Origin of the sequence: Microbacterium sp. MYb66, from assembly GCF_002979435.1 — a bacterium.
Lineage (GTDB): Bacteria > Actinomycetota > Actinomycetes > Actinomycetales > Microbacteriaceae > Microbacterium.
In genome coordinates, this window is sequence record NZ_PCOV01000005.1 from 225,051 (window position 1) to 250,770 (window position 25,720).

Annotated in this window: 26 protein-coding genes and 1 tRNA gene; 16 read left to right on the forward strand and 11 right to left on the reverse strand. The window is 70.8% G+C overall.

The annotated features are described in order from the left end of the window. Positions 1–3 precede the first annotated feature (3 nt). From CQ045_RS12490 to CQ045_RS12510, 5 genes are all read left to right on the forward strand, one after another. A complete protein-coding gene (locus CQ045_RS12490; RefSeq protein WP_105724144.1) occupies positions 4–816 on the forward strand; it encodes an ABC transporter permease in 813 nt (270 codons plus the stop codon). A 111-nt stretch (positions 817–927) separates the two neighbouring features. Next, a complete protein-coding gene (locus tag CQ045_RS12495) occupies positions 928–2,319 on the forward strand; it encodes an NAD(P)/FAD-dependent oxidoreductase (RefSeq protein ID WP_105724146.1) in 1,392 nt (463 codons plus the stop codon). A 164-nt stretch (positions 2,320–2,483) separates the two neighbouring features. Then, on the forward strand, positions 2,484–3,827 hold the full coding sequence (locus tag CQ045_RS12500; RefSeq protein WP_105724148.1) for an aminotransferase class I/II-fold pyridoxal phosphate-dependent enzyme: 1,344 nt from the start codon (positions 2,484–2,486) through the stop codon (positions 3,825–3,827). A gap of 13 nt (positions 3,828–3,840) precedes the next feature. Beyond that, positions 3,841–3,911: transfer RNA gene (locus CQ045_RS12505), tRNA-Cys, on the forward strand. A gap of 45 nt (positions 3,912–3,956) precedes the next feature. Next, complete coding sequence (locus tag CQ045_RS12510; RefSeq protein ID WP_105724150.1) at positions 3,957–5,069, forward strand: DegT/DnrJ/EryC1/StrS aminotransferase family protein; 1,113 nt, start codon at positions 3,957–3,959, stop codon at positions 5,067–5,069. 12 nt (positions 5,070–5,081) lie between these two features. Here CQ045_RS12510 and CQ045_RS12515 read toward each other — a convergent pair whose 3' ends face one another. After that, positions 5,082–5,933, reverse strand: a complete 852-nt coding sequence (locus CQ045_RS12515; RefSeq protein ID WP_105724152.1) for an AraC family transcriptional regulator — start codon at positions 5,931–5,933, stop codon at positions 5,082–5,084. A 121-nt stretch (positions 5,934–6,054) separates the two neighbouring features. On the opposite strand from CQ045_RS12515, the gene CQ045_RS12520 reads away from it, so the two are divergent. Continuing rightward, positions 6,055–6,600 carry a carboxymuconolactone decarboxylase family protein gene (locus CQ045_RS12520; RefSeq protein ID WP_105724154.1) on the forward strand — a complete coding sequence of 182 codons (546 nt, stop codon included), beginning with the start codon at positions 6,055–6,057 and terminating at the stop codon, positions 6,598–6,600. Positions 6,601–6,657: 57 nt separating this feature from the next. On the opposite strand, the gene CQ045_RS12525 is transcribed toward CQ045_RS12520, so the two are convergent. Further along, positions 6,658–7,410 carry a glutamine amidotransferase gene (locus CQ045_RS12525; protein ID WP_105724156.1) on the reverse strand — a complete coding sequence of 251 codons (753 nt, stop codon included), beginning with the start codon at positions 7,408–7,410 and terminating at the stop codon, positions 6,658–6,660. Between the two features lie 84 nt (positions 7,411–7,494). Here CQ045_RS12525 and CQ045_RS12530 point away from each other — a divergent pair, with 84 nt between their 5' ends. After that, the gene (locus tag CQ045_RS12530) at positions 7,495–8,247 is read left to right on the forward strand and encodes a YggS family pyridoxal phosphate-dependent enzyme (RefSeq protein ID WP_258131058.1); all 753 of its coding nucleotides are present in this window, start codon (positions 7,495–7,497) and stop codon (positions 8,245–8,247) included. Between the two features lie 12 nt (positions 8,248–8,259). Here CQ045_RS12530 and CQ045_RS12535 read toward each other — a convergent pair whose 3' ends face one another. Together CQ045_RS12535 and CQ045_RS12540 are read right to left on the reverse strand one after the other, a co-directional pair. After that, positions 8,260–8,466, reverse strand: coding sequence for a CDGSH iron-sulfur domain-containing protein (locus CQ045_RS12535; RefSeq protein WP_105724160.1), 207 nt, complete (start codon positions 8,464–8,466; stop codon positions 8,260–8,262). Continuing rightward, entirely contained in the window at positions 8,463–9,512 is a 1,050-nt protein-coding gene (locus tag CQ045_RS12540) for an iron-containing redox enzyme family protein (protein WP_105724248.1), read from the reverse strand. Before CQ045_RS12540 ends, CQ045_RS12535 begins: the two co-directional genes overlap by 4 nt. Positions 9,513–9,819: 307 nt before the next feature. Here CQ045_RS12540 and CQ045_RS12545 point away from each other — a divergent pair, with 307 nt between their 5' ends. From CQ045_RS12545 to CQ045_RS12565, 5 genes are read left to right on the forward strand one after another with little or no spacing between them, the layout of a single operon-like run. Continuing rightward, positions 9,820–10,194 (forward strand): DUF427 domain-containing protein, encoded by a 375-nt coding sequence (locus CQ045_RS12545; RefSeq protein WP_105724250.1) that lies wholly within the window; start codon positions 9,820–9,822, stop codon positions 10,192–10,194. Positions 10,195–10,222: 28 nt separating this feature from the next. After that, on the forward strand, positions 10,223–11,776 hold the full coding sequence (locus tag CQ045_RS12550; protein ID WP_105724162.1) for an ABC transporter substrate-binding protein: 1,554 nt from the start codon (positions 10,223–10,225) through the stop codon (positions 11,774–11,776). A gap of 3 nt (positions 11,777–11,779) precedes the next feature. Further along, on the forward strand, positions 11,780–12,823 hold the full coding sequence (locus CQ045_RS12555) for an ABC transporter permease (RefSeq protein WP_105724165.1): 1,044 nt from the start codon (positions 11,780–11,782) through the stop codon (positions 12,821–12,823). 1 nt (position 12,824) lies between these two features. Further along, positions 12,825–13,742 carry an ABC transporter permease gene (locus CQ045_RS12560; RefSeq protein WP_105724167.1) on the forward strand — a complete coding sequence of 306 codons (918 nt, stop codon included), beginning with the start codon at positions 12,825–12,827 and terminating at the stop codon, positions 13,740–13,742. After that, positions 13,739–15,301: an ABC transporter ATP-binding protein gene (locus CQ045_RS12565; protein ID WP_105724169.1), complete on the forward strand. Its 1,563-nt coding sequence runs from the start codon at positions 13,739–13,741 to the stop codon at positions 15,299–15,301. The genes CQ045_RS12560 and CQ045_RS12565 overlap by 4 nt, the downstream gene beginning before the upstream one ends. A gap of 97 nt (positions 15,302–15,398) precedes the next feature. Here the strand turns inward: CQ045_RS12565 and CQ045_RS12570 are convergent, their stop codons facing one another. From CQ045_RS12570 to CQ045_RS12580, 3 genes are all read right to left on the reverse strand, one after another. Further along, on the reverse strand, positions 15,399–16,571 hold the full coding sequence (locus tag CQ045_RS12570; protein WP_181156553.1) for a catalase: 1,173 nt from the start codon (positions 16,569–16,571) through the stop codon (positions 15,399–15,401). Positions 16,572–16,641: 70 nt separating this feature from the next. Continuing rightward, positions 16,642–17,031: a DUF427 domain-containing protein gene (locus CQ045_RS12575; RefSeq protein ID WP_105724173.1), complete on the reverse strand. Its 390-nt coding sequence runs from the start codon at positions 17,029–17,031 to the stop codon at positions 16,642–16,644. Continuing rightward, positions 17,028–18,062 (reverse strand): DMT family transporter, encoded by a 1,035-nt coding sequence (locus CQ045_RS12580; RefSeq protein WP_181156554.1) that lies wholly within the window; start codon positions 18,060–18,062, stop codon positions 17,028–17,030. Before CQ045_RS12580 ends, CQ045_RS12575 begins: the two co-directional genes overlap by 4 nt. 179 nt (positions 18,063–18,241) lie before the next feature. Between CQ045_RS12580 and CQ045_RS12585 the strand changes: the two genes are divergently transcribed. The 4 genes from CQ045_RS12585 to CQ045_RS12600 are packed head-to-tail and all read left to right on the forward strand — an operon-like array spanning position 18,242 to position 23,255. Next, positions 18,242–19,276: an LLM class flavin-dependent oxidoreductase gene (locus CQ045_RS12585; protein WP_105724177.1), complete on the forward strand. Its 1,035-nt coding sequence runs from the start codon at positions 18,242–18,244 to the stop codon at positions 19,274–19,276. Then, positions 19,273–20,601, forward strand: a complete 1,329-nt coding sequence (locus CQ045_RS12590) for an LLM class flavin-dependent oxidoreductase (protein ID WP_105724179.1) — start codon at positions 19,273–19,275, stop codon at positions 20,599–20,601. Before CQ045_RS12585 ends, CQ045_RS12590 begins: the two co-directional genes overlap by 4 nt. After that, positions 20,598–21,965: an NtaA/DmoA family FMN-dependent monooxygenase gene (locus CQ045_RS12595; protein ID WP_105724181.1), complete on the forward strand. Its 1,368-nt coding sequence runs from the start codon at positions 20,598–20,600 to the stop codon at positions 21,963–21,965. Before CQ045_RS12590 ends, CQ045_RS12595 begins: the two co-directional genes overlap by 4 nt. Before the next feature lie 24 nt (positions 21,966–21,989). Then, positions 21,990–23,255, forward strand: coding sequence for a hypothetical protein (locus CQ045_RS12600; RefSeq protein ID WP_105724183.1), 1,266 nt, complete (start codon positions 21,990–21,992; stop codon positions 23,253–23,255). Here CQ045_RS12600 and CQ045_RS18665 read toward each other — a convergent pair. Genes CQ045_RS18665 through CQ045_RS12615 form a run of 4 tightly spaced genes read right to left on the reverse strand, consistent with a single transcriptional unit; the run spans position 23,142 to position 25,677 of the window. Next, entirely contained in the window at positions 23,142–23,627 is a 486-nt protein-coding gene (locus CQ045_RS18665; protein WP_146115241.1) for a hypothetical protein, read from the reverse strand. The genes CQ045_RS12600 and CQ045_RS18665 overlap by 114 nt on opposite strands. Then, positions 23,624–24,187: a hypothetical protein gene (locus tag CQ045_RS12605; RefSeq protein WP_105724185.1), complete on the reverse strand. Its 564-nt coding sequence runs from the start codon at positions 24,185–24,187 to the stop codon at positions 23,624–23,626. The genes CQ045_RS18665 and CQ045_RS12605 overlap by 4 nt, the downstream gene beginning before the upstream one ends. Beyond that, positions 24,184–24,846, reverse strand: coding sequence for a DUF4352 domain-containing protein (locus CQ045_RS12610; protein WP_146115242.1), 663 nt, complete (start codon positions 24,844–24,846; stop codon positions 24,184–24,186). Before CQ045_RS12610 ends, CQ045_RS12605 begins: the two co-directional genes overlap by 4 nt. A gap of 9 nt (positions 24,847–24,855) precedes the next feature. After that, a complete protein-coding gene (locus CQ045_RS12615) occupies positions 24,856–25,677 on the reverse strand; it encodes an endo alpha-1,4 polygalactosaminidase (protein ID WP_105724188.1) in 822 nt (273 codons plus the stop codon). Positions 25,678–25,720: the final 43 nt, after the last annotated feature.

Consider the following 25,720-nt stretch of genomic DNA (forward strand, 5'->3'; position numbering starts at 1 on the left):
CGCATGCTGAGACTGTCCCGCACCTCCAAGGTCGTCCTCGGGGTCATCGTCGCGATCGTGCTCGCGTTCATGTACATCCCGCTCGCGCTGGTCGTGCTCAACTCGTTCAACTCCGCCCGCATCGTGAGCTGGCCGGTCGCCGGGTTCTCGCTCGAATGGTGGGGCAAGGCCTTCACGAGCGAGCCGGTGCGTGCAGCCCTCCTGAACTCGGTGCTCGTCGCCTCCGGTGCCACCGTGATCGCCGTCATCCTCGGCACGCTCGTGGCCTTCGCACTGCAGCGGTATTCGTTCTTCGGCCAGCGTGCCGTGAACCTTCTGGTCGTGCTGCCGATCGCCCTTCCCGGCATCGTCACGGGTGTCGCGCTGAACAACACGTACAACCAGCTGCTCGAGCCCATCGGCATCCAGGTCGGGTTCTACGGCATGATCATCGCGCACGGCACCTTCTGCATCGTCATGGTGTTCAACAACGTGCTCGCCCGGCTCCGGCGGATGAACCCCGGCATCGAGGAGGCCTCGAAAGACCTCGGGGCGAGCCCCTGGCAGACGTTCCTGCTGGTGACTCTCCCGCAGTTCCGCAGCGCGCTCATCGCGGGCGCGATCCTCGCCTTCGCCCTCAGCTTCGACGAGGTGTACGTGACGATCTTCACGGCTCCGCCGGGCGTCGACACCCTGCCGCTGTGGATCATGAACCAGATGGCGCGGCCCAATGAGGCCAACGTCGTCAACGTCGTCGCGACGGTCGTCATCGTCGCGTCCTTCATCCCGGTGTGGATCTCACAGCGGCTCGGGAAGGAGGTCGACGAGCGCGGCTGACGCGGACGCGGGCGTCGCCGGATGCGACGCCCGCTCAGATCTGGGGGACTGCAGGGGGCTGCAGTCATGCACACAGCAGTTTCGGTCTTCCACGATCAAAGGAGTTCGTTGATGGAAAAGCGCATGAGCGACGTCGTCTTCTCACGGCGTGCATTGCTGGGCGGGATGCTCGGAGCGGGTGCGATCATGCTCGTCGGGTGCGGGCCGGACGAGGCATCGCCCACGCCGTCCGCGGGGAGCGGGGGAGGGTCCTACGACGTCATCGTCATCGGAGCGGGCTCCGCCGGGATGGCGGCCGCGCGGGAGCTGATGGATGCCGGCAAGAAGGTGGTCGTGCTCGAGGCTCGCGATCGCGTGGGCGGACGCATGTGGACCGACCGCACACTGCTGTCGATCCCGCACGAGAGGGGCGCCTCTCTGTGTCACGGCGGCCCGGACACCGAGACCTGGGCCTGGGCGCAGAAGCTCGGCATCCAGGGGCGGAAGTTCGAGAACAAGTTCTCCCGCTACAGCCCGAGCACGCCCTGGGTCGGCTGGGACACCCCTGACTTCTACGCGTTCCCCGAGGGCGCGCCCGCGCTCGCGGTGCCGCTGCCGGAGCCGACGGCGAAGGAGTCGGCGCTGCAGTACCTGGAGCGCCTCGGCATCGCTCCGACGAACTATCCGCTCGCGCTCCTGGGGATCCAGGTCGACACGGAGCAGTTCGCCGTCTACCCGGCGTACGGCGTCGTCGACACGCTGACCGCCTGTCTGACGGTGTCGAAGACCGGGGTGATCGAGCCCGACGGGTACGCCGGTGACTACAAGCTGCTCGCCCCGTACGTCGACATCCTGAACGCCGTGGGAGAAGGCGTGGAGGTGCGGCTGGAGACACCGATCGAGACGATCGACTACTCGGGCTCCGGCGTGAGCGTGCAGGCGGGGACCGAGACGTTCGAGGCGGATGCCTGTGTCGTGACGGTGCCCATCGGAGTGCTGCAGGAGCGGTCGATCACCTTCTCGCCGCCGCTCGAGGACGACCGCATGGCAGCCATCGATGCGGTCGAGCAGACGGTCGCGTACAAGACCATCCTCGAGTTCGACCACCCGGTGCGGCCGGTGAGCTTCGACATGGTCAACCAGCACGACGAGGGGCCGTGCCAGTTCTGGGACGAGTCCACCGGCATGCCCGGCTACGACGGTCAGCTCATCGTGGCCTGGGACACCGGGGATCGCGCACGGGAGCTGCTCGCGCTCTCGGAGAAGGAGCGGTTCGACGCCGCGCTCGCCGGAGTGCGCAAGCTCGCCGGCGACCAGGGGTTGAACTACGTCGCCGCGTCGAACTACGACTGGCGCGACGACAGGTTCGCGCTCGGAGCGTATGCGACGGGGGAGCGCGATCAGGACACGATCTACCGACCCTCGAAGGACACCCTCTTCTGGGCCGGCGCGATCAAGAGCTCGGTCGCGAGCGCGCATTCCAGCGGGCTCGAGGCGGCGCAGGCGGTACTCGTCGCGTCCTAGCGGCAGCCTCGGCGAGAGTGCGGCGGAGCGGGGGTCGGCGGATTCGACCCCCGCTCCGTCATGTCCTCGGACCGCGGCATCCGGGGCCCGGTGACATGGTCGGTCTCACTTCCCCGCCTCGGTGCGACTTTGACATAGGTCAAAATCTGCCCTAGCGTCGAGCCATGGCTCAGGGCGACGACCGCGACGGTGTTCCGCATGGCATCACGGGGACGACGGCTGCGGAGATATCCGAGAGCGTGCGCGATCTCGTGGAACGCGGCGCATTCGCTCCCGGTGAGCACCTCCCGTCCGTCCGGGCCCTCGCCGACAGCCTCGGTGTCAACCGCAACACGGTGCTCGCCGCCTACCGCGCACTGGTCACGGCACGGATCGCGGTGACGGGCGGTCGCACCGGGACGACGGTGCTCGGTCCGCAGCACAACGCGGACGAGGGGTTCGCCGACACGGTGCTGCGCGACATCGCCAGCGGAAATCCGGATGCGTCGCTCCTGCCCGACCTCGCCCCGGCGTTCGCCTCGGTCCGGCCCGCGCATGTGCTGTACGGGGAATCGGTCATCGACCCCGACCTCGCCGAGTGGGCGACGCAGTGGATCGCCGCGGACCACCCCCGCGCCTTCCGCCTCTCGGTCACGGCCGGAGCCGTCGACGCGGTCGAGCGTCTCCTCGCGCAGACCCTCGTGCAGGGCGATCGCGTCGGCCTGGAAGACCCCTGCTTCCTCTCCAGCATCCATACCGCCCGCCTCGCCGGATACACGCCGGTCGCGATTCCCGTGGACGGCGAGGGGATGACCGCCTCGGGTCTTCGGGCGGCCATCGAGAGCGGGGTGCGAGCGATCGTCTGCACGCCCCGCGCGCACAACCCGACCGGCGTGAGCATCAGCCCGGCGCGCGCGCAGGAGCTCCGCGAGGTCCTCGCCGACCACCCGCACCTCCTGGTGATCGAAGACGACCACTTCTCGCTTCTCGCCCCGACGCCGTACGCGAGCATCATCGCGCCGACCCAGCAGCGGTGGGCGCTGGTCCGCTCGGTGTCGAAGTTCCTCGGACCCGACATGCGCCTGGCGGTGACGGCATCCGATCCGGTCACCGCGGGACGGCTGGCGCTGCGGCTCAGTCCGGGGACGATGTGGGTGAGCCACGTCATGCAGCGACTCGTCGCCGGGATGATGAGCGATGAGCGCACACTCGCGCTCATCGCCGATGCCGGGGCGCACTATGCGGCCCGCAATCGGGCGTTCGTGACGATGCTCGCCGATCGCGGCCTGACGGCGCAGAGCGACGGCGGACTCAACGTGTGGGTGGATGTGCGCGGCGACGCCGTCCGGGTGGGCCGCGATCTGGCACACCTCGGTTGGCTCGTGCGCGCAGGCGGCGAGTTCGCGCTCGAACCCGGCGGCACGACCGCGGCGGAGCATCTGCGGCTGACCGTGCACGATCTCGACGATGCCGAGATGCAGCGCCTGGCCGATCACCTCGCCGGTGCCATCGCCGGACCAGGCGGCTGACCGCATCCGACCCGGTGGAGTGACCGAGTGGCCAGGTCGCGGTCCGCAAGACCGCGCACGCAGGTTCGAATCCTGCCTCCACCTCAGACCGGGCTCAGACGAGCCGACGCCGACGAAGGGCATCCCGCCATGGACAGCGCATTCATTCCCGCAGCCAAGCCGATCATCGGCGATGAGGAGGTGGCCGCGGTCGAACGCGTGCTGCGCAGCGGCATGCTCGCCCAGGGGCCGGAGGTGGCCGCATTCGAGAGCGAGTTCTCGGAGCAGTTCCTCGCCGGTCGCACGGCGGTCGCGGTCAACTCGGGCACGAGCGGTCAGCTCCTCGGCCTCCTCGCGGCGGGAGTGGGCCCGGGCGACGAGGTGATCGTCCCGTCGTTCACGTTCGCGGCGGTCGCGAACTCGGTCGTGCTCGCGGGCGCGACCCCGGTCTTCGTCGACATCGAGCCGGCGCACTTCACGCTCGACCCCGCCGGGGTGCGGGACGCGATCACCCCGCGGACGAAGGGCATCATGCCGGTGCATCTGTACGGGCATCCGTTCCTCGTCGACGACATCGAGGCGGTGGCCGCCGAGCATGGTCTGGCGATCTACGAGGATGCCGCGCAGGCGCACGGCGCCGCCTGGCGAGGGCGTCCGGCCGGCACCATCGGGGCGTTCGGGATGTTCAGCCTGTACCCCACGAAGAACATGACGGCCATCGAAGGCGGCATCGTCGCGTGCGCGGACGAGGGCATCGCCCGCACCGTCCGGCTGCTGCGCAACCAGGGCATGGAAACGCAGTACGCGAACGAGATCGTCGGATACAACAACCGCATGAGCGAGGTGCACGCGGCAGTGGGGCGCGTGCAGCTGCGGAAGGTCGGCGAGTGGACCCGCTGGCGGCAGCGGAATGCGGCACGGCTGGATGCCGAGCTCGCCGGCATCGACGGTCTCACCGTCCCGGCGGTGGCCGAGGGCGCCCAGCACGTCTACCACCAGTACACGGTGCGGATCGCGGACGGCGAGCGGGACCGGGTGCGCGATGCGCTGCGCGACGAGCACGGCGTCGGCGCCGGGGTGTACTACCCGATCCCGAACCACCGCCTCCCCTCGCTGCAGAAGTACGCTCCGAGCACGGAGCTGCCCGAGACCGAGCGGGCGGCGCGAGAGGTGCTCTCGATCCCGGTCCACCCCTCGCTGACCCCGGCCGACCTCGACCGCGTGATCCGCGGCCTCACGGCGGCGCTGTCGGCGGGCGGCTGAGAGCGACGCTCGTCAGGCAGCCAGAGACAGCCAGGCGCGCGGCGAGCTCCCGAGGCGCTGGGCGAAGACGCGGGAGAACGCCGAGGCGCTCGCGTAGCCGAGCTCGGCCGCCACGGAGCCCACCGACCTGCCGGCGCGCAGCTGCTCCTGGGCGACCGTGAGCCGCCACTCCGTGAGGTAGTCGCCGGGGGAGCGTCCGAGCACCTCCTTGAACCGGGCCGCGAAGGCGCTCCGCGACAGTGCGGCCGTGCGAGCCAGGGCGTCGAGTGTCCAGGGATCTCCCGGCGCCTCGTGGATCGCCACCAGGGCCGGTGCGAGCCGTTCGTCCGCCAGGCCGGGCAGGAGGCCCGGCGGCAGCGCGAGCCGGTCGGAGTGGTCGAGCATCCACCGCAGCAGCTGGATCAGGATGACCTCGAACATCCGGTCGGCCAGCAGCGGGCGACCGCAGCGGACGTTGTCGACCTCGGCGAACAGGAGGTCGAGAGCGGGCCCGAGAGTCGACACCTCGTCGAGGGGGATGACGATGGCCGAGGGGAGCGTGCGCACCAGAGGGTGGGTGGCGCCGCCGTCGAAGTCCAGTGTCGCGCACGCGAAGTCCGACTCATCGGTCGGGGCGTTGAGGAAGGCGTGATCGATCGGGCGGGGGAAGAAGAGCAGGCTCGGCCGGGTGATGACCTCGCGCTCCGTGCTGCCGTCGGCCCGGCGGTGCGTCACCTCCATCTCGCCCCGACGCAGAACGTGCAGAAAGCCGTGTCCGGTGCTCGCGGCGAACGTGGTCGTCCCGCACAGGGGACCGCTGTGGAACAGGCGCGTGCGCACGCGGAAGCGCTCGAGCAACGGAGTGAGGCGATCGAGCGGAGGCATGACTCCAGTATCTGGACGATCGGTCATGAATACAAGACGTATTGGTGCGTATCGTCCGCCGGTTCTCGAGAGGCTGGAGGCGAGCCCGACCCGGTCTCATCGCCTATCGAAGGAGCATCCCGTGCCCAACGTCCCTCTCATCGACCGTGACACCGCCACCGGAGCCGTGAAGGAGCAGTTCGATCAGATCGCTGCGGCCTTCGGCGCCGTCCCCGCGATGTTCCGCGCCGTCGCCAACTCGCCCGCCGCACTGACCAGCATGTGGGGTGCGTTCGGCGCCTACGGGGTCGGCGTGCTCGGCCCGGCCCTCGGCGAGCAGATCGCCGTCGCGGTCGCCGACCGCAACTCGTGCGGCTACTGCCTCGCGGCGCACACCGCGCTCGGCAAGAAGGCCGGTCTCTCCCGCGACGAGCTCTCCGCAGCGCAGAGTGGGGAGTCGGATGACCCGCGCACCGCCGCCCTGCTCGCCTTCGTCCTGAAGCTGGTCGACGAACGCGGTCAGGTGTCTTCGGCCGACGTCGACGCCGTTCGCGCGCACGGCTGGGAGGACGGTCAGATCGTGGAGGCCATTGGCCAGGTCGCGCTGAACCTGTTCACGAACTACGTGAACATCGCGCTGGATGTGCCGATCGACTTCCCCACCGTCGCGCTGCGTCGCGCGAGCTGACGGCAGCCGCAGGCGAAGGGCCGGGTCCCCGAGAGGGGCCCGGCCCTCTTCGCTCGCCTAGAGGTGCGCGTCGGCGGGCACCGGTGCGGTGTTCGCGACGGCATCCAGCCATTCTTCGAACACGTCGGAGGCGACGCGTTCGAGGAGCGCCCCGTGCTGGCGGGCCTGCTCGCGGACGTCGCGAGGGTCGATGCCGGTGTGGGCGAGCTCGTGGGCGTGCCCCACCAGCCAGCGCTCGATCGCGCGATGGTCCGCCTCGAGGTGGAACTGCAGCGCGAGCACGGTGTCGGTGCTGAACGCCTGGTGCGGGAATCGCCGGGTGCGGGCGAGGTGCCGCGCTCCCTCCGGGATCGTGAACTCGTCGCCGTGCCAGTGCAGGACGGGTGCGCCGCGCAGGGCGCGCAGCGGCGAGTCGAGGCCGGCCTCGGTGAGCTCCAGCGCGCCGTAGCCGATCTCGACCTCGCCCGTCGCGCGGACCGTCGCGCCCAATGCCTCGGCGATGAGCTGCGCCCCCAGGCAGATGCCCAGCATCGGTCGTCCGCCGTGCAGGCGCCGCGCGACCGCGGCCTTCGAATCGCGCAGGAGCGGGTAGGACTCCACGTCGTACACGCCGAGGGTGCCGCCGAGCACGATCAGCAGGTCGGCGGCGTCCACGGCTGCGGGGTCGATCTCGTCCACCCCGACGTCGACGTACTCCACGCGGTATCCGTTTTCGACGAGGATCCGGTCGAGGATCCCCAGGTCCTCGAACTGGATGTGCCGGAGCGCGAGTGCGGTCCTCGACGGCGCGGGCGTGGGCTTGTTCGACATGGGACTCCAGACTCTTGATGCATCGAGTGATATATTTGGCCTATGCCAAAAATATCACAGTCGGGACAGGATGATCCGAGGGCTGTGGACGAGCGCTACGCGACCGCCGTCACCGTCGCGGACTTCACACGCAACGCCGCCGCCGTGCGGCTGCGCATCGCCGACGCGGCGCGGCGCGCGGGACGCTCTCCGCACGACGTGACGCTGCTGCCCGTGAGCAAGACCGTCCCCACCGACCGGGTACGGGTCGCGATCGATTCCGGCATGCGGATGCTCGGCGAGAACAAGGTGCAGGAGGCCCTGCGCAAGCACGGCGAGACCGCCGACCTCGATGTCTCCTGGTCGATCATCGGGCACCTGCAGACCAACAAGGCCAGAGACGTCGCTTCGTTCGCGACCGAGTTCCAGGCGTTGGATCGGCTGCGCGTCGCCGAAGCACTCGACCGTCGCCTGCGGGCCGCGGGGCGCACCCTCGACGTGTTCGTGCAGGTGAACACCTCGGCGGAGGATTCCAAGTTCGGCATGCCGCCGGAGGAGCTCCCGACTTTCCTCGAGGCGCTGCCCTCCTACGAGACGCTTCGGGTTCGCGGCCTGATGACCCTCGCGCTCCTCACACCCGACGACGCCCGCGTGCGGGAGTGCTTCTCCCTCCTTCGCGCGCTGCGCGACCGGGCCAGAGAAGACGCCCCCGATCTCATCGGCGCGGGCGAGCTGTCGATGGGCATGTCCGGCGACTACGAGATCGCCGTGGAGGAGGGGGCGACCTGCGTGCGCGTCGGGCAGGCGATCTTCGGAGCCCGGTCGCTCCCCGACAGCCACTACTGGCCGGAGGGCTGAGCGCCACCCGGTTCAGTCGTCGGTGCGGAATCCCGCCGGCTTGTGGGTGCCGTCGCAGAACGGCTTGAGCGCCGAGAGGCCGCAGCGGCACAGGGCCACGGTGCGCCGGTGCGGTGCGATCGGCTCTCCGTCGGCGGTGCGCAGCTCGACGTCGCCGCGCACGAGCAGCGGCCCGTCGGGGTAGGGCGTGATCGTCGCGGGCTCTCGTCTGCCGCTCACGATGCCACCCGCGTGCGCAGCGACGACGCACCCGCCGACCAGGCCTCCAGGGTGCGCGCGCCCGCCCAGCCGTCCACCGTCAGACATGCGGCCGCCCCGAACAGGATGTCGGGCAGCAGCTCGGGGTGATCCTCTGCGAGGCTCCCGGCGAGGTCGCGGCCGGCGATCTGCTCGTGCACGGCATCCGCTTCGACGTGCTCGTCGAAGTACTCCGCGACATCGGGGTCGAAGCCCAGCCGGCGAAGCCCGTCCGCATACAGCCGGCACGGGATGGACGAGGTCATCTCGTAGGCGGCGAGGTGCCCGACGATCGCTCCGACCAGGCGGCGGTTGAGGCCGAACATCGACATCATGTTGAGCGACGCGAGGGTGAGGGCGGGCAGGTCGTCGATGTATGCGCCGTAGGTGTCGTCGAGGCCCGCGGCTCGCATCGCCTGCGCGAAGAGCTCGGCGTGCACGCGCTGCGGACGACCTCCGCCGTACTCGTCGGACTGGATCTCGACGAGTGCGGCCTTGGCGCGCCCCTCCAGCCGCGGGATCGCCCACGAATGCGGGTCCGCCTCGCGCAGCGTGTACGCCGAGCGCTGGATGAGCATCTCCTGCGCCTGTTCCTCCGTGGCCTTCTTCGCGAAGTACCGCGACAGGCTCGGACCGGTGTCGGCCGCCGCGAGAGCGAAGAGGGAGCGGCTCACGGCGTCCGCCGTGGCGGCGGGGAGCTCGGGCACCGGGACGGTCTCGCGCAGGGAAAGCTCGAACGCGTCTTCCAGGATGCGCCGCGTCGTGACGAGGGCGGGGTCCCACTCCAACGCGGGATCCAGCTGCGGGAGGGAGCCGTAGGCCGAGGCGTACAGGACGAAGAGCGCGAGCTGGATGTCGTCGTCGCGGACGATGTCGTCGGTCGTCGCGACCGCGTCGACGGCGAGGGCGGTGTGGTCCGACGCGTCCGCGTCGCCACCGGTGAGGCGGGAGAGGACGGCGCTGCTGAGGGGTCCGCGGTCGCGGAAGGCGACGGACGTGCCGGCGGATGCCGGGGCGGATGCGGTCATGGTTCGGGCTCCGATCGATGCGTTCCCTCGCATCCTGTCTCCCGGACGACGGGAGTTCCAGGGACTTGACTCCGAGGTCCGGGAGAGGCATGCGGAACGTCGCCGTGCTCCGCGGCCGTCGCGGAACGGCGTCGGAGGTCACGCGAGGAAATGAGTCGTCATCACGGGGAACCTCGTGACCGTTCTCCCGCCGAGTGGGACTTATATGGGCGTACGACGCGCCGGGAAGGGCGCCGAGGGGGCACGTCTCCTCCGGCGCGTCGATCCGCCCACCGCATCCGAACACCCGCACACCCGAGGAGCGACCATGTCCGACACCACCGCAGAGCGCACCCACAGCGTCACCACCGAGCCCGCCGTCCACCGCGTGCGCGTGCTCGCCGGAGACCAGGTGCTCGCCGACTCCACGCGCGCCGTCGTGCTGCACGAGACGAACCACGCCGACCGCTACTACCTGCCGCGCGAAGACGTGAACTGGGACCTGCTGCAGGAGACGTCCTCGGCGAGCCACTGTCCCGTCAAGGGAGACGCCGACGACTACTGGTCACTGAAGAGCGACCCCGACACCGACGTCGCCTGGTCGTACCCGACCCCGTTCGACTACCTGCAGTCGATCGCCGGCCACGTCGCCTTCTACTCCGAGCGCGTCCAGGTGGACGCCGCCGAACTCCTGCCGCGGTAACCCCGCACCCGAACCAAGGACACCGCCCATGACCGTTCTCCTCTCGCCCCCGACCGGCCACCGCCGACCACTGTCGATCGTCGCCGCCCTGAGCGTGACCCTCCTGGCGCTCGCCGGATGCGCGACCGCCACCCCCTCCGACACCTCGACGGATGCGGCGACCGCGGTCTACCGCATCGGCATCAGCGACCCGGGTGCCGAACTCGACCCCCTCACGGTCGCCGACGGCGACGCGCAGCTGATCACGGGTCTCGTCACGGAGCAGCTCGTGAGCTTCACCGCCGACGGCGAGGCGCTGCCGCGTCTCGCGACCGAGTGGGAGGCATCCGCCGACGGCCTCACCTGGACCTTCGCGCTGCGCGACGGCGCGACGTTCAACGACGGCGACCCCGTGACGGCCGCCGACGTCGTCGCGACGTTCGACGCGATCATCGGCGACGACAGCGTCTCGCCGGCGAAGAGCGCGTTCGCGGGCATCCTCGACTCGGTCGCCGCGGCCGACGACAGCACGGTGACGTTCACGCTCGCCCGCCCGTTCTCGGACTTCCCGCGGCTCCTCGCGGGCAACAACACCGGCATCCTGCCCGCCGACTACGAGCCGGGGACCTGGCTGGAGAATCCGGTCGGCGCCGGCCAGTTCCTGCTCGAGGACTACGAGGTCGGCCAGAGCGTCACCTACGTGAAGAACCCGGACTACTGGAACGCGGACCAGATCCGACTCGACGGCATCGAGTTGAAGGTCTACAAGGACCCGCAGGCGATCGTGCTCGCATTCCAGGCCGACGAGATCGACCGCATCACCGTCTCGCCCGAGGTGCTCGCGACCGTGAACGTCGACGACTACGACACCCTCTCCGCCGGATACAGCCACTTCTACGGCATCCACCTCAACGTCACCGAGGCGCCGTTCGACGACGTGACGATTCGACAGGCGCTGGCCTGGGCGATCGACCGCGACGCGATCGTCGACCTCGTGTTCGGGGGAACCGCGTCGGTCGGCAACGACTTCCCGGTGCTGCCCGACTACCTGCCCCAGCCGGTCGACATCGAGCAGCGCGAACAGGACCTGGACAAGGTCGCGGATCTGCTCGGCGGACGCACGGTGTCGTTCACGATCACCACCTCGTTCCAGCTGTACGGCGAGGTGCTGCAGCAGCAGCTCAACGCGATCGACGGCTTCGACGTGAAGCTGGAGGTGCTGTCGGACGAGCAGTACTACGCCGAGGGCGACGACTCGCCCTGGCTGAACGCGCCGCTCACCATCACGAGCTGGGGCAAGCGCGTGCCTTCGCAGTACTACGGACTGTTCTACGCCGAGGGTGCGGCCTGGAACGCCGCGCACTACGCCAACCCCGAGCTGGGTGCCCTCGTCGCCGACTTCGATGCCACGACCAACGAAGCCGAGCGCGAGCAGCTGCTCACCGAGATCTCGCAGACGGAGTGGACGGATGCGCCGACCCTGATCCCCGCCCTGGTGCGCTCCGAGGTGCTGCAGAGCAAGCGGATCTCCGGCGAGTTCATCGCGCCGATCGACTTCTGGTCGGGCTACAACTTCGCCGGCATCTCGATCGAGAGCGAGTGAGCCATGACCGTCGGTCTCTCGTCGGGCGGGAACGCCTCGTCGGCGTCGTCCGCCCGGCGGGGGCTGGCGGTCCTCCGCGCGCGCCACACCCAGGTGCCGCGGCTGATCGGTCAGCGCCTCGTCCAGGTGCCGCTCGTGCTGCTCGTGGTGTCGGTGCTGGTGTTCTGGCTCATCGAGGTCGTGCCGGGAGATCCGGGCCGCAACGCGCTCGGCCAGTACGCGACCTCGGAGCAGGTGCAGGCCTGGAACCAGGCGCACGGCCTCACCGGGCCGCTCGTCGAGCGGTACTTCTCCTGGTTGCTCGGCTTCGTCACCGGAGACTGGGGCACGAGCCTGATCTACGGCGCCCCGGTGCGCGAGCTCGTGCTGGGCCGCCTGGGCAACTCGCTGTTCCTCGGTGCCGTGGCGTTCGTCATCCTGGTCCCGATCGCCCTGGCGCTGGGCGCGTTCCAGGCCCGACGCGAAGGGTCGCGCACCGACCGCGCGCTCACGATCGCTCTGATGTCGCTCGCCTCGGTGCCGGAGTTCGTCGTCGGCGTGCTGCTGCTGATCGTGTTCAGCCTGGGGCTGAGGTGGTTCCCGATCCAGTCGTCGATCAGCCTCGACGGCCCGCCGGGGGAGGTGTTCCGCGCCCTGGTGCTGCCCGCCGTCACCCTGGCGCTCGGGTACCTCTCGGTGCTCGCGCGCATGACCCGCACGGGCGTGCTCGACACCCTCGACTCGCAGTACTACCGAACCGCCGTCATCAAGGGACTGCACGGTCCGCAGCTCGCGGTCGGGCACGTGGCGCGGAACGCCCTGATCCCCACCGTCTCCCTCCTGGGCATCTACGTCGGCACGCTGCTGGGCGGCAGCGCGATCGTCGAGACGCTCTTCGGCTATCCGGGACTCGGCGCGCTGCTCGTCTCGGCGACCGTCGAGAAGGACATCTTCCTGCTCGAGTCGGGGGTCATGGTCACCGGGGTCGTCGCCCTCCTGGCCCTCCTGATCACCGACATCGCCCTCGTGCTCATCGACCCGCGCGTGCGCTTCGACGAAGGGGAATGACATGGCTCTCACCGAAGCGGTGCGCGGCTCCGACACGGCGATCGACGACGTCGACACGGATGCCGCTGCCGTCGGCATCCGCTCCGGCGCGGGATCCCGCGCCCCCCGGCCGCGTCGCTGGGGTGCACTCCTGCGCCGGCCGACCTTCCTCCTCAGCGCCGTCATCGTGCTGTTCTGGGTGGCGGCGGCCGTGGGCTGGCGTCTGGTGGGCCTCGAGCCCTTCGCCGACAGCGGCGCCCGCCTGTCGCCGCCGAGCGCGGACCACTGGTTCGGCACCGACCGCATCGGCCGTGACGTGTTCGCCCGGGTGCTCGCCGGTGCCGAGCCCGCCCTGCTGGTGGGGCCGCTCGGGGCCGCCCTCGCGACCGTGCTCGGCTCGACGCTCGGCCTGATCGCCGGATACCGCCGAGGGTGGGTCGACCAGCTCTTCATGCGGGGTTTCGACGTGTTCCTCACGCTGCCGACCCTGATCTTCCTGCTCGTGATCGTCGGTGCGTTCGGCGGCAGTCCGCCGACGATCATCGTGGCGGTCGGCATCCTGTTCGCCCCCGGCATCGCGCGCATCGTGCGGGCCGCCGTGCTCGTCGAGATGGGCAAGCAGTACGTCACGAGCGCGCGGATCCAGGGGGAGCACGCGGTCCGGATCGTGTTCCGCGAGCTGCTGCCGAACGTGTGGCCGCAGGTGCTCGTGCAGGCGACGCTGAGCGTGGCCGGGGCGATCTTCATCTCGTCGTCGCTGTCGTTCCTGGGCCTCGCGTCCGCCCCGCCGTCGCCGGACTGGGGCCTCGCCGTCAACGAGAACCGCACCTATCTGCAGGCGGCGTGGTGGACGCTCGCCTTCCCGACCCTCGCGATCGCGTCGCTCGTGGTCTCCCTCAACCTGATCGCAGACAATTTCCGAGAGGTGTTCCGACGATGACCGAACCACTGGTGAGCGTGCGCGGACTGACCGTCGACTACGTGGTCGAGGGGCGACGGCATCGAGCGGTCGACGGCGTCGACTTCGACATCGCACCGGGAGGATCGCTGGGGCTGGTCGGAGAGTCCGGCTCGGGCAAGAGCACCATCGCCTTCGCCCTGGCGCGGTACCTGCCGGCGGGCGCCGAGGTGCGTGCCGAGCGGCTGACCGTCGCCGGACACGATGTCCGGGGGCTGGGCGCGAGAGCACTGCGCGACTACCGCCGCACCGCCATCGGCTTCGTGTACCAGGAACCGGCACGGGCGCTGAACCCCACGCGATCCGTCGGCAGCCAGGTCGCCGAGACCCATCGGCTGCGGGGGGTCCGCGCCGCCGCTGCGCGCACGGCGACCGTCGAGGCGTTCGCCGAGGTGGGTCTGCCCGACCCCGAGACGCTGGTGCACCGGTTCCCGCATGAGCTCTCCGGCGGGCAGCAGCAGCGCGTCGTGATCGCAATGGCGCTCGCCGCCGACCCCCGCCTGCTCATCCTCGACGAGCCCACCACGGGTCTCGACAGCCGCGTCGAAGCCGAGGTGATCGCGCTCGTCGACCGCCTGCGTCGTGAGCGCGGCTTCGCGACCCTGCTGATCAGCCACAACCTGCCTTTGGTGGCGAGCCACACCGAGCGGATCGGCGTCCTGGAGCACGGCATCCTCGTCGAGCACGGCGAAGCGGCCGGCGTCGTCGAGGCCCCGCTGCATCCGTACTCGCGGCTGCTCGTCGACGCCGTCCCCTCGCTCGACGCGCGCACGCGGCCGGTGGAGCCCGAGCACGCGCAGCCGCTGCTCTCGGTCCGCGGCGTCAGCAAGCGGTACGGCTCGCACCTCGCGCTCGACGGCGTCGACCTCGACATCGGTCGGGGCGAGGTGCTGGGCCTCGTCGGCGAATCCGGCAGCGGCAAGACCACGCTCGGACGGGTGATCGCGGGTCTCGCACGCGCGGAAGGCTCGGTGAGCCTCGAAGGATCGGATGCCGCGGCCGCCGTGCCCGTGCAGTTCGTGTTCCAGAGTCCCGACGCGTCGCTCAACCCGCGTCGGACCGTGCGTCAGACCCTCACCCGCTCGATCCAGCTGCTGCACGGCGACACCGATGCCGAGGAGCTCGTGCTCTCGACCGGCCTCCCCGTCGACGTGCTCGACAAGCTGCCCGACGAGCTCTCCGGCGGACAGAAGCAGCGGGTCGCGATCGCCCGCGCGTTCGCCGGCCGCAGTCCGCTCGTGATCTGCGACGAGCCGACCTCGGCTCTCGACGTCAGCGTGCAGGCGCGCGTGCTCGACCTGCTCGTGGAGCTGCAGGAGCGCACCGGGGTGTCGTATCTCTTCATCACCCACGACCTCGCCGTCGTCCGCCGCATCGCGCACCGTGTCGCCGTGCTCAACGGCGGGCGCATCGTCGAGACCGGCGCGGTCGACGACGTGCTCGGCGATCCGCAGCATCCGTACTCGGCATCCCTCGTGGATGCCGCCCGCAGCCTGCGCGGCGAGACCACGCGGGGGCTCCGCGACGTCATCGCCGCATAGGTCGCGAAGGACCGGGCGCGACCAGCGGGTGGTCGCGCCCGGTCGTCTCCCTCCTGCGCCGTGCACAACTCAGCGGTACACAACTCAGGAGAGGGGCTCAGCCCAGGGCAGCGGCGATCGCGGCGCCCTCCGCCTCGTCGATGCGGTGCCAGAATGCGATGGCGCGCTGGCGCAGCGCGGGGTCGTTGATCTCGGCGAGCTGCGCCACCACGGTCGCCCGCAGCCGGACGCGCGCTGCGTCGTCGAACACCCGGCGCACGAGGTCTCCCGCCTGGCGGAAGTCGTCGTCGGGGTTCCAGGTGCGGGCGCGGCGGGCGAGGTCGTCGTCCCAGCCGCCTTCGGAGGCCGTGAACGGCGCGGGTGGGCGACGAGCGACGCCGTCCTGCACCCGATGCTGGTGGAAGCGCCAGTAGGCATCGATCCGGGAGAGCAGCATCGGGTCGGGGCTCGGGCCGATGCCCGGGACGAAGCTCGACGGCGCGAACGCGGCCTGCTCGATCTCCGCGAGCTCATCGTCGGGGTTCCGGTCGAGCACGAGACGGCCGACCTCGATGAGCGGGTAGTCCGCCTGGGGCCAGACTTTCGTGAGGTCGAAGGCGTTGAACGCGTCGGTGCGGGCATCCTCATAGGGCATCACCTGCACCGAGAGGGTCCAGGACGGGTGGTCTCCGCGGTCGATCGCAGCGCGCAGATCCGCACGCTGGTGGTCGACCTCGGTGTCGTCGATGCTCTCGGTGTCGCGCTCGGAGAGGTTCTCGATGCCCTGGTCGGTGCGCAGGTGGTACTTGACCCAGAACCGGGCGCCGGCGTCGTTCACCCATTGGAAGGTGTGCGATCCGAATCCGTCCTGATGACGCCAGGTGCGGGGGATGCCGCGATCACCGAGCAGCCAGGCGACCTGGTGGGCCGACTCCGGGTGGGTGGTCCAGAAGTCCCACAGCCGGTCGTAGTCGAAGACCGCGCCGTCCTTGTACATCTTGTGCGCGACGACCAGCGAGGCGAAGGCGGCCTCGTCGCGCAGTAAGAACACGGGGGAGTTGTTGCCGACGAGGTCGTACTCCCCGTCGGGGGTGAGGAATTTGACCGCGAATCCGCGGAGATCGCGCCAGGCCTCGCGGCTGCCGCGGTATCCGAGGGTCGCCGAGAACCGCACGACGACGTCGGTGCGGATGCCCGGTCGGAACAGACCCGCGTGGGTGAAGGCGCGCACGTCGCCGGTGGTGTGGAAGAACCCGAGCGCACCCCCGCCCTTCGAATGACGGATGCGCACGGGGACCGGCCCTGGGGCGGCGGATGGATGGTCGACGCGTCGCGGCGCGGTCCCCGTGCGGCTCATCGGGTCACGCCCGCTCGGCGACCGGGCGGATGTCCAGCGCGTCGTAGAAGGCGATGTGCCCGCCGATCGGTGCGAAGGCGCTGATCGGCTCAGGGTACGACCACGCCACCGGGGCGTCGTCGGCGGAGGAACCCAGGGCCCAGTAGTCGCTCGCGACGCCCTTGAACGGGCAGAAGGTCGTGCCGTCGATCGGTCGCAGACGGGCCAGGGCGACGTCTTCGCGCGGGAAGTAGAGCCGCACGGGCACATCGACCTCGTGCAGCTCGATCACCCGCGTGCTCGAGGCGATCCGCTCTGCTCCGCTCCAGACCTCGACGCGACCTTCGTGTCGTTCGAGGTGCACGAGCCCGTTCGTCGCGATGCCGGGGGCATCGAGGACAGCGGTGTTCGTCATGTTCCTGCTCCTTGTCTGTGTGGTGCTGCCGTACGGCCGGAGAGGACCGACCGGTCGCGCGCAGGAAGAGCGGCGACGAGGATGCCGATCAGCGCGAGCGCGCCGCCGAAGACCTTGATGGCCTCGACGGGCTCGCCGAGCGCGACGGCGAAGGCGTACCCGAACGCCGGAACGGCACCGGTCGCGGTACCGGCGACCGCCGCGGGCACTCGTTCGGCTCCGTAGTTGTAGAGGGCCATCGTCGGTCCGGTGACGACGAGGGCGAGGAAGAGGATGCTCGCCCACGCGGGACCCCCCGATGGCCAGGCCGCGGCCCCCGCCGCCACCTCCCAGACGAGCCACGGGGCGAGGAGCACGGCGCCCCAGAGCGCGGTGGCGGTGGCGAGGACGATCGGGTCGGTGAGTGCCGCGTCCCTCGTTCCCTCTCCGGTGCGCCGCAGCAGCACCGTGTACAGCGCATAGGAGGCGAGCCCCGCCACGAGCAGAGCAGCGCCGAACCCGAGCTGCACCGCTCCGACCGAGGCGACCGCGACACCGACGGTCGTCAGCACGAGGCCGGCGGTCACCCGTGCGGTGATCCGCTCCCGGATCACGCGCCAGGCGATCAGGGCGGTGAGCACCGGAAGCGACGCCGACATCAGCGAGGCCGTGCCCGCGGTCGACAGCGCGAGTCCCAGATTGCTCGGGAGATAGAACAGGGCGACGCCGGTGACGGCCAGCACGACGGCGAGCGGCTGTCGAAGGGCGCGCCCGAGAGCGGAGAGGCCGAGATGCGGGCGCAGCACGATGATCAGGACCAGCAGCAGGGGGATCGCCAGCACGAGCCGCAGTTCCGAGAGCACGGCGGGCGACGCCGAGATGAGAGCGACGGCACTCAATCCGTAGGTCGTCGACCAGAGCGCGACCGAGACGAAGACCGCGGCGACCGGCAGCCAGGCGCGCGGGATGCCCCGCCCCGTGGGGGCCGGGTCTTCTGCGCCGTACAGGAACGCTGCATGTGCGGCGGTGAGTGCTGAGCCGGGGTCGGACATCGCTCCTCCTGAGACTGATGACACGCTCATCCAACGTCACGGCGGCGCCCGGCGCGACGAAGGTTCCTCCCGGTGACATCACATGTCGGCGGATGACGCGGGTCGACGGGTCGTGACGCGTGTTGACGCCGGATGACCGTGCCGCCCGCGGCCCGACTCGCGCGCTCTAACGTGGCGCCATGTCATCCACGCACTCGCCCGCCGGCGGCTCCGACTCCCTCCGCATCGGCCTGTTCGCGCACCTCGCCGATCATCGGGGCGCGGTCGAGCAGACCTACCTCGACCACCTCGATCTCTTCGTGCATGCCGAGGCCCTCGGCGTGGAGTCGGCCTGGGTGCGCCAATTCCACCTGGCGAGGCCGGATGCGGGGCGTCTCGGCGGTCTGCCGTCGCCGTTCGTGTTCCTGGGGGCGCTCGCCGCCCGCACCACCCGCCTGCGTCTGGGCACGGCGGCGATCACGCTCCCGCTCGAGCAGGTGCTGCGGGTCGCGGAGGATGCCGCGGTGCTCGACGCCATCAGCGACGGCCGGGTCGAGCTCGGTCTCGCCAACGGAGGGCAGCCGCAGACGGCATCCGCGTTCGGGATCCCGCACATCGACGACCGCACGCAGAGCCGGCGGGCGTACCTGGAAGCGGTCGATCGCCTCACCGCAGCGCTGCGCGGGAGCCCGGTGACCGACGACGGGGAGGTGCTCGCGCCGGCGCGCCCACAGGTGGCGGACCGGGTGTGGCATGCGACCCTCACGGCGCAGAGCGCTTTCGAGACGGGTCAGCGCGGCGAGGGCGTGCTGATCGGCACGACGCAGGTCGTTCCCGCAGAGGTGTCGGCCGAGGCGTACCACCGCGGACTCGCCGAGGGAGTGGCGCCGCGTCTCGGCCTGTCGACCTGGATCTTCCCCGGCGCCAGTCGCGAGGAGGCACTCGCCCGCGCGGAGGACGGTCTGGTCGAGAAGTGGAACTGGGCGCGGGACTTCCTGCCCAGGGCCGACTCGACCGCGCAGATCGCGCAGCATCTCAACCTGCACTACGGCACGGCCGACGACATCGCCGCCTCCATCGCGGAGCACCCCGCGTTCGCCTACACGACCCAGTTGCAGCTGCAGCTCGACGGGCTCTACCGTTCCCTCCCGGAGCAGAAGGATGCGCTCGAGCTGTTCACGACCGAGGTCGTCCCGACCCTGCACCGTGCGTCCCGCGTCGAGGCGGCCGCATGAGTCGCGCGCCGCTCGTCTTCGCCGCGGGCGTCTTCTACCCCGGCGGCGAGCACATCACGGGCTGGCGCGGTGCGAGCGCCGAGCCGCACTCCTACCTCGACCTGGACTACTGGACCCGGTTCGCGCAGACGGCGGAGGCCGGGCGGTTCGCGACGCTGTTCCTCGCCGACGAGCTGTACGTCTGGGACCGCTTCCGCTCCGGCATCGACCACGGCACCAACGTGCGCCTCGAGCCGTTCACACTGCTGAGCGCCCTGTCGCAGCGGACGACGCGCATCGGACTCGCTGCGACGGTCTCGACCACGTACAACGAGCCGTACCACGTGGCCAGGAAGCTCGCGTCCCTCGACCACCTCAGCGGCGGGCGCGCGGCGTGGAACCTGGTCACCAGTGCGAGCGACGAGGAGGCCAGGAACTTCGGGCGGGATGCGCATCTCGAACACGGCATCCGGTACGAGCGGGGTGCGGAGTTCGTCGACGTCGTGAACGGGCTGTGGGACGGCTGGGACGACGACGCCTTCCTGTTCGACAAGGCATCCGGCCGCTTCGCCGATCGGTCGAAGCTGCACCTGCTCGAGCATCGCGGCCCGCACTTCTCCGTGCGAGGACCGCTCAACATCCCGCGGCCCGTGCAGGGGCATCCTCCGCTGTTCCAGGCCGGGGCGTCGGAGGCCGGACGCGCACTCGCGGGGCGGACGGCGGATGCCGTGTTCACACTCGGCGGCGGCACGCTCGAATCCGCCAGAGACCTGTACTCCGACTACAAGCGGCGTGCCCTCGCCGCGGGGAGAGGCGCGGACGACCTGAAGGTGCTGCCCTGGTTCTCGCCCATCATCGGCGACACCGAGGCGGATGCGGAGGAGCGCTTCCGCGAGCTCGCCGAACTCACTCCGGAGCGTGTGCAGGTCGACCTGCTCGCGCACTACCTCGGCGTCGACCTGGGGGAGCGCGACGTCGACGAGCCGTTCACGTTCGACTTCGACGTCGACGGCTTCAACCAGTCGAAGTCGGGCTATCAGGCGATCGCGGATCTGCTCGCACGGCGCCCTTACACCCTGCGAGAGCTGGCCTGGGAGGTGCTGCGCCGCAGGTTCACGGTCGGCACCCCCGATTCCCTCGCCGCGCACCTCATCGAGCGCTACGAGCAGGGGGCGGCCGACGGCTTCATCCTGATGGCGCCCACCCTGCCCGACACGCTCACGCGGTTCGTCGAGCACATCGTGCCGCGGCTCACCGATCGCGGCATCTATCCCGCCGAGTACGCCGGCAGCACGCTGCGCGAGAACCTCGGACTCGCCCGCCCCGCCGGAAGGTATGCCGCATGACCCGCCGTCTGCTCCTCGGAGCCTTCCTCTTCCACCCCGGCGGCTCGCATGTGTCGGGATGGCGCCACGAGTCCGCCGAGCCTCATCGCCACGTCGACATCGACTACTACGCCGACTTCGCCGCGACCGCCGAGCGCGGGGTGTTCGACACGATCTTCCTCGCGGACGGCCTCTACTTCTGGGACCGCTTCCCCTCCGGCGTCGACCACTACGGTCAGACCCGCCTCGAACCGCTGACCCTGCTCTCCGCCCTCGCGGCCCGCACACGCCACATCGGCCTCGCCGCGACCATCTCGACCAGCTACAACGAGCCGTACCACGTGGCCCGCGCCCTCGCCTCGCTCGACCACATCAGCGGTGGCCGTGCCGCATGGAACCTGGTGACCTCGCGCTACGACGAGGAGGCGCGCAACTTCGGCGGCGACGGCCACCTCGACCACGCGCTGCGCTACGAGCGGGGAGCCGAGTTCGTCGACCTCGTGCAGCAGTTGTGGGACAGCTGGGCCGACGACGCGATCCTCGCCGATCGTGAGAGCGGGCTGTTCGCCGACGCCGAGAAACTTCAGGTGGCCGATCACCGGGGGGAGCACTTCGCGGTGCGCGGACCGCTCAACATCTCCCGGCCTCCGCAGGGGTACCCGGTGCTGTTCCAGGCCGGGGGATCGGATGCCGGGCAGGAGCTGGCCGCCGCGACCGCGGATGCCGTGTTCGCCCGAGCCCTGCCCCTCGCCGAGGCGCAGCGGTTCTACTCCGGGCTCAAGGAGCGCGTCGTCGCGCACGGCCGGGACGCCGACGATCTGGCCATCCTCCCGCAGCTGCGACCCGTCGTGGCACCCACCGCGGCGGAGGCGCACGACCGCGCGGCCGGCATCCTCGATTCCACCCCCGACGCGATCATCGTCGAGGATGTGGCGCACTCGATCGGACAGTCGCTTCCCGATGCTCCGGATGCCGTGATCGTCCTCGATCCCGACACGGACATCGCGAACGAGTCGCGGTCGCCCAACCGGCGGCTGGCGCGGCTGCAGGCGGGGGAGCGGCTGACACCCCGCGAGCTCTACGCGCAGTCGTTCCGGGAATCGGTCACGGTCGGCACGCCGACGCAGATCGCCGATGAGGTGCAGGAGCGGTTCGAGTCCGGAGCAGCAGACGGGTTCGTCGTGCAGGCTCTCACGCAGCCCTCCGGGTTCCGCGAGTTCGTCGACCTGGTGGTGCCCGAGCTCCAGCGCCGCGGACTCACCCGCACCGCGTACGAGGAGGACACGCTGCGGGAACGGCTCGGCCTTCCCCGCCCGGCCGGCAGGGTGCCGGTGGGTGTGGGTGTGGGTGCGGGTGTGGGGGCGGGGTCGGCGCGGCATCCGTAGTCCTCGAACCGGTACCGTGGGGGCATGATCCCGGCTGTCCGCACCTTCGGGCGCCTCCTCGCGCGGCACGGCGTCGCCCTCGCGGCGTGGTATCTCGCCGGCGAGGCCGTGCACGAGGTCCTCGTGCAGCTCGCGGGTTTCGTCGGCGGACTCACCACCCTCGGCGGGCTGCTGCTCCTGCCGCTCGCGGTGGCCGCGCGCCTGGTGTCGTACGTCGCCATGTACCTCACGGTGCAGCGGTCACTGCCGCACAGCGCCTCCGGTCATCGACCGGGCTACCGGCAGTTCGCACAGACCACGCTGGTGGCCATCCTGCCGTTCTTCGCGTTCTATGCCGCCTGGGGAATGCTCGACGTCGACATCAAGGCGTTCTTCAACATCGCGAGCAGCATCGCCCTTCGCGACACCGGATACGATGCCGCCCAGCTCGGCGATCGCGGCGGTCTCATCGCCGTGGGCGTGCTGCCGGTCGCGGTGCTGGTCATCGCGCTCGCCGTGCGCGTGCTCCTGGCCCGGATCGGCGGGCGCCTGCCGTCGTGGACGCTCGCGCTCGCCGCGTACGCCGAGGTGGTCTGGACCTTCATGCTCTTCACGCTGGTGGGCCAGTGGTGGGCGAACGCGAAGGAGTGGATCGCCGATCGGGCGGGCGTCGCCTGGGTCGAGGGCATCGGCGACTGGTTCGGCGCCAACGTGCTCCCGGTGGCCACGCTGTGGGAGACGGTGCTCTGGCTGGTCGGCCTGGTCGTCGCCGCGGTCGTCGTGCCCGCGGCGTGGTTGACCGTGGCCGGCGTCATCTACGGCACGACGTTCGACGCCACCCCGGCCGTGCTCGGCCGTCTCGAGCAGGCGCCCCGAGGAGCGGTGTCGAATCTCGTGCGAAGCCTCGCGCTCCGCCTGGAGGGTCTGTGGGCCGCGCTGGCTCTGATCTGGCGCGGTGGCCCCGTCGTGTTCGGCTGCACGGCCTTGGCCTACGCGGTGTGGTCGTGGGCCGAGCAGGTGGGCTCGCGGGGCCTGCTGCAGCTCGTCGGCGCGCACGACACCGCGTTCTGGTCGGCTTTCCTGCCGCTCCTCCTCGTGGCCGTGGCCGCCGTGGCCGAGCCGCTGCGGGTCGCGATCGTGGCGACCGCCTTCGACACCGTCGTCGGCCGTCCGGAAGCGCGGATGGGCACCCGTGAATCAGGGTTCGACGGGGAAGCGCGCGATCTCGTCGGTGCCGGGGACGTCGAGCGCGAACGGCCCCTCGGCATCATCGGGGAGCAGGAACACCGCCAGGATGGCGTAGGAGCCTGACTCCTCCTGGCAGGTCGACTCGCCCTCGTCGTAGGGCACATCGAGCGCGGACCGTGCGTTGGTCCAGACGCGCGAGCCTTCGACCTCGGCGAGGGTGAACATCCCGCACCGGGAGGCATCGACCGCCGCCCGCGCGTCGATCCGGATGCTGAGGGTCCGGGAGCCCGTCGGCGCCTCGAACTCGTCCCAGCGGGCGGAGTCGAGGCGGAGGGTCTGCCCGGCCATTTCGGCTCTCCCGTCTTCCGCCTCCTGCACCGGCGTGCTCCGGGGCGCGGCGGGGAGCACGTCGTACCAGACGTGCACGGCGATCGCGGCCGCCATCGCCACGACGAGCGCCACCAGCGCGAACCGCTGTCTCCGCCACCAGGTCATGGCGCCCCCAGCCGGGGCGCATCGAGCTCCCTGTCGGGCGCCTGCGGCAGCTCGTCGAAGGAGAGGGGGAAGGCGATGACGTCGTCGAGATGCGGCGTCGGGTACTCGCCGGTGAGGCGCAGCTCTCCGCCCCCGGTCCGCAGACCCTCCGGAAGCTCGAACGCCAGCGTCCCGACGGTGTCGGTGCCCACGCGCAGGTCTGCCCGGAGCAGCGATGTCGGCGGTCGCTCGCTCGCCAGGAACACTCGCCCGTCGATCACGAGGCTGGCGACGCCGATCGCGGCATCCACCTCGGTCGTCGGCGCGGACACGGCGAGCTCGATCACGAGCCAGTTCCCTTCGGCCTCCCACTCGTCCGCGACCGTCAGACGGTCGGCGAACGAGGCGTCCTGCACCGCGGCGACGAGGGTGCGGGACGTCGCCGTGTCGTCTATCGCCGCCCTCACGAGGAATGGATCGGTGAGCGCGTCTTCGGGCGGCGTGACCGCCGTCACCACGCCGGCCGTGAGCACGAGCGCGACGCCGCCGACCCAGGGAACCCACCGGCCGCGCGCGCTCACGGACCGACCTCGACCGGGGTGCGGGCGACCAGTTCGGTCCGCCGCCACGTGACCGCGGACGACGACAGGATGACCTGGCCGGACTGCGCCCTGGCGTCGTAGACGTCGAGGTGCGGCGCGGCCTCTGTCAGAGCGTCTTCGGCGAGGGGCCAGGCGATGCGCACTTCGGCCGGAACGCCGGGTTGCAGCACGACCGCGCGCAGCGAGCCGTCCGAACGCCAGGAGCGCGCGGTGTCGGTCGCGGTCACCCCGGAGAGCTCGAGGAGGGGTGCGCTCGAGGAGAGCAGCCGAGAGGCGACCCGGTCGGCCGTGCCCTCCACGCCGACCGCACGGTCGGAGAGGTTCTCCAGTCGCACCGTGACGACGAGGAGGGTCTCGCCCGGCTCCGCCTCCAGGTACTGCTCCTCGACCTCGTCGAGGAGCTCGGCGTCCAGCACGGTCACGGCGTACAGCGAGGTGCGCGCCTCGCTGCCGGCGGGGACGAGCAGCGGCTGCGACGTCGCCGGAGCGAGGCCGCCGAAGGCGACGAACGCGACCAGCAGGCCGATGACCGCCACCGCTGCGCCCCAGAGCGGCAGGGCAGCAGGGGCGAAGGCGGAGCGCGCGGCTCCGTCGGCGGCCTGGCGCGCCGCACCGACCATTCCGCCTGTCCTCATCACGCAGTCAGCCTAGCGACAGGTCTCGAAGACGTATCCGTCGTCGGAGGGGGTGACCAGGTCGCGGTCGCGGAGCACCATCGACCTCGGGGAGTCGTCGTCCGCGCACATCTCCGTGAACGGGCGGGGCAGCTCGTCGGCGTACTCGATGTCGATGACCCGGTCGCCGTAGACCGCGGTGTATGCGCCGCACTCGGCGTAGACCGCGCACTCCTCGGTGACTGCGAAGTCGAAGCCGGCCTGCCCGTGGAGCACGGCCGCGTCCTCGGCGGCGTTCTTCTGCCCGGCCGCGAGCCCTGCCGTGTGCGCCGCCTCGACGAACAGAGTGGCCAGGGCCAGGTTGTCGTCGAGCGAGAGCGCCCCGCCCGATCGGGAGTACGAATCGAGGTTGTCGAACTCGACCGCGTCGAAGCCGTCATCCGCGCACCCCTCGATCCAGGGGACCACCGTGGCGGCGATCCGGTCGCGACGCTCGGGGGTGGACGTGTCGAGCAGGGCCTCGTCGGGCCAGTCCGGGTCGAAGACGACCTCGCCGTCGTGCTGCAGCAGCAGGTCGTGGGCCCAGGAGTCGAGTTCACCGGGCTGGGTCTGGAATCCGTTGACGTAGCAGATCGAGTATCGGCCCGGTGCCGGTTCCGCACGCCGATCCCGTCCCACGACGCCGACCTCGGCGGCCGGCTCGTAGGCGCCGCCGAGCTGGTAGTCCGGAACCGCGCCCGTCGGCGGAAGGTCGACGGCGGCGGCCGTCGAGGAGGAGGGCGCCGCCGCGTCCACGCATCCGCCGAGAACGAGCAGCAGCGCCGCGACGGCGGGGACGGCCGAGGCCCGGAGCATCCGGTTCCGTGCGTCGGCACGCCCTGGGCGTCTGCCGGATGCG

Coding starts and splice junctions, on each gene's coding strand:
- CQ045_RS12490 (WP_105724144.1), top strand. CDS start 4: ATGCTGAGACTGTCCCGCACCTCCAAGGTCGTCCTCGGGGTCATCGTC.
- CQ045_RS12495 (WP_105724146.1), top strand. CDS start 928: ATGGAAAAGCGCATGAGCGACGTCGTCTTCTCACGGCGTGCATTGCTG.
- CQ045_RS12500 (WP_105724148.1), top strand. CDS start 2,484: ATGGCTCAGGGCGACGACCGCGACGGTGTTCCGCATGGCATCACGGGG.
- CQ045_RS12510 (WP_105724150.1), top strand. CDS start 3,957: ATGGACAGCGCATTCATTCCCGCAGCCAAGCCGATCATCGGCGATGAG.
- CQ045_RS12515 (WP_105724152.1), bottom strand. CDS start 5,933: ATGCCTCCGCTCGATCGCCTCACTCCGTTGCTCGAGCGCTTCCGCGTG.
- CQ045_RS12525 (WP_105724156.1), bottom strand. CDS start 7,410: ATGTCGAACAAGCCCACGCCCGCGCCGTCGAGGACCGCACTCGCGCTC.
- CQ045_RS12540 (WP_105724248.1), bottom strand. CDS start 9,512: ATGACCGCATCCGCCCCGGCATCCGCCGGCACGTCCGTCGCCTTCCGC.
- CQ045_RS12545 (WP_105724250.1), top strand. CDS start 9,820: ATGTCCGACACCACCGCAGAGCGCACCCACAGCGTCACCACCGAGCCC.
- CQ045_RS12550 (WP_105724162.1), top strand. CDS start 10,223: ATGACCGTTCTCCTCTCGCCCCCGACCGGCCACCGCCGACCACTGTCG.
- CQ045_RS12555 (WP_105724165.1), top strand. CDS start 11,780: ATGACCGTCGGTCTCTCGTCGGGCGGGAACGCCTCGTCGGCGTCGTCC.
- CQ045_RS12560 (WP_105724167.1), top strand. CDS start 12,825: ATGGCTCTCACCGAAGCGGTGCGCGGCTCCGACACGGCGATCGACGAC.
- CQ045_RS12565 (WP_105724169.1), top strand. CDS start 13,739: ATGACCGAACCACTGGTGAGCGTGCGCGGACTGACCGTCGACTACGTG.
- CQ045_RS12575 (WP_105724173.1), bottom strand. CDS start 17,031: ATGACGAACACCGCTGTCCTCGATGCCCCCGGCATCGCGACGAACGGG.
- CQ045_RS12580 (WP_181156554.1), bottom strand. CDS start 18,062: ATGTCCGACCCCGGCTCAGCACTCACCGCCGCACATGCAGCGTTCCTG.
- CQ045_RS12585 (WP_105724177.1), top strand. CDS start 18,242: ATGTCATCCACGCACTCGCCCGCCGGCGGCTCCGACTCCCTCCGCATC.
- CQ045_RS12590 (WP_105724179.1), top strand. CDS start 19,273: ATGAGTCGCGCGCCGCTCGTCTTCGCCGCGGGCGTCTTCTACCCCGGC.
- CQ045_RS12595 (WP_105724181.1), top strand. CDS start 20,598: ATGACCCGCCGTCTGCTCCTCGGAGCCTTCCTCTTCCACCCCGGCGGC.
- CQ045_RS12600 (WP_105724183.1), top strand. CDS start 21,990: ATGATCCCGGCTGTCCGCACCTTCGGGCGCCTCCTCGCGCGGCACGGC.
- CQ045_RS18665 (WP_146115241.1), bottom strand. CDS start 23,627: ATGACCTGGTGGCGGAGACAGCGGTTCGCGCTGGTGGCGCTCGTCGTG.
- CQ045_RS12615 (WP_105724188.1), bottom strand. CDS start 25,677: ATGCTCCGGGCCTCGGCCGTCCCCGCCGTCGCGGCGCTGCTGCTCGTT.